At 45.4% G+C, this 1,428-nt stretch carries 3 protein-coding genes; all 3 read left to right on the forward strand.

All coding sequences use genetic code 11. The features are described from left to right. Window positions 1–19 precede the first annotated feature (19 nt). Window positions 20–346 (forward strand): hypothetical protein, encoded by a 327-nt coding sequence (locus C814_RS13735; protein ID WP_016316291.1) that lies wholly within the window; start codon window positions 20–22, stop codon window positions 344–346. A gap of 102 nt (window positions 347–448) precedes the next feature. Next, complete coding sequence (locus C814_RS0104835; RefSeq protein WP_155846386.1) at window positions 449–637, forward strand: hypothetical protein; 189 nt, start codon at window positions 449–451, stop codon at window positions 635–637. Between the two features lie 15 nt (window positions 638–652). Beyond that, a partial coding sequence (locus C814_RS24170) for a hypothetical protein (protein WP_016318070.1) occupies window positions 653–1,428 on the forward strand: 776 nt, incomplete at its 3' end.

Consider the following 1,428-nt stretch of genomic DNA (forward strand, 5'->3'; position numbering starts at 1 on the left):
TTTTTAAGGAGGTTATATCATGCGTACTGCTCTTAGTACCAAGGTCTATCAGATTCAGGGTTTTTTCCCGATGGTCAAACGGCAGATAGTTGTGTCTGTTGGAGCCGCGATCCTGCCGGCCGCGCTTTCCGTTCCGGCTTTTGCTTCCGGTTCTTCCAGCACGCCGGGTGCAGGTGATGTTGCCGCCGGTCTTGAGTCTGTGGCCATTTCGACAGAGATGCTCAAGCCGGTTGTTGACGGTGTGGCAGCCAACCTTGCGGTGATCATCCCGATCGGCATTGCGCTTTTTGCAATCCTGCTGGGAGTAACCCTCATTCCGAAAGTCATTAAAAAGTTCCTGAGCTGATGCGGGGGACAGGGACGGTTATAACAGCCGTCCTTGTTTTTTATAGAGGTCATGCAAGCGTTTCCCGCGGTAATTTGCGCGGCAAATCCGCGGGAACGCTGCATGGCCGCACAAATTATGGAGGTGGCTGCTATTAACGTCTATGTGCCTTGGGATGTATCAGTGCTTGACTTTTTTTCTCGTTTCATCCGTTTCCGGATTGGTGTTTCCATGTTTCCGGCTGTTGCTGTTTTTGCGGTCATTGTTGCTATATCCGTTTTAGTTAAAACGGTTAAGTCTTATCTGAAATAATTAGGGGGGACAAAATTGTTGACGAAAGGTTTCTTAAAGCGGCTTCTGGCGCTGGGCTGCGCGCTGGTGTGCGTCCTGGCTCTCTCGGTCCCGTCTTTTGCTGAGGTTTCTAATTTAACTTATGATGAGTGTGTTTCTAAATATTCTGCTTCTGGTTGGGGCAAAGGATATTCTAGGACTGGCACTGTCCTTGACATAGATGTTTCTTTTGATGGTGCCAGCGAAGAAGCAAAAGAGGCTTGGAAATTGGTAATGCAAGATTGGTTAAATGATCCTGACTATGCAGTTATTTTTTGTTTAGGTTCTTCTAGTTTTTGGGTTTACGCAAATCGGATTTCGGATTTTACGGGTTTTACTTATACTAATAATGTAGGTAATCAATGTCTTCAATTTTCTTCTCCTGGATATTACTTTTATTTTTCTTATTCTTCCGGTTGGTCTCTTTCCATTTTTAATACTAATAATAGGTCTAATTCTGTTACATCTTCTGGTAGCCCCCTTTATCGCTCGGCTCAGTCTTTGGTTTCCGACGAGCGTAATCCGAGGACATCTTATATCTTGTCTGACATTTATACTCTTATTGTAAATGATGATATCACCCCGGATGAACCGGATTCCAGTGTCCCAGAAGTTCCTGTAGATCCTCCGAAGGAACCAGAAGTTCCGACCGGGAATCCAGAGTACGTTGTATATAATACTAGTATTTGGCTAACGTTTTTCCGCTGGGTGCGTCGACACATTGGCAATGCGGTTTTTGTTGGGTTCCTGGTACTTGCGGCCATTATGGGTAT

Source organism: Anaerotruncus sp. G3(2012) (assembly GCF_000403395.2).
GTDB lineage: Bacteria > Bacillota > Clostridia > Oscillospirales > Ruminococcaceae > Anaerotruncus.

What these genes read in the sequence shown, in the direction of transcription:
- C814_RS0104835 (WP_155846386.1), top strand. Translation starts at nt 449, where the DNA reads ATGGCCGCACAAATTATGGAGGTGGCTGCTATTAACGTCTATGTGCCT.
- C814_RS13735 (WP_016316291.1), top strand. Translation starts at nt 20, where the DNA reads ATGCGTACTGCTCTTAGTACCAAGGTCTATCAGATTCAGGGTTTTTTC.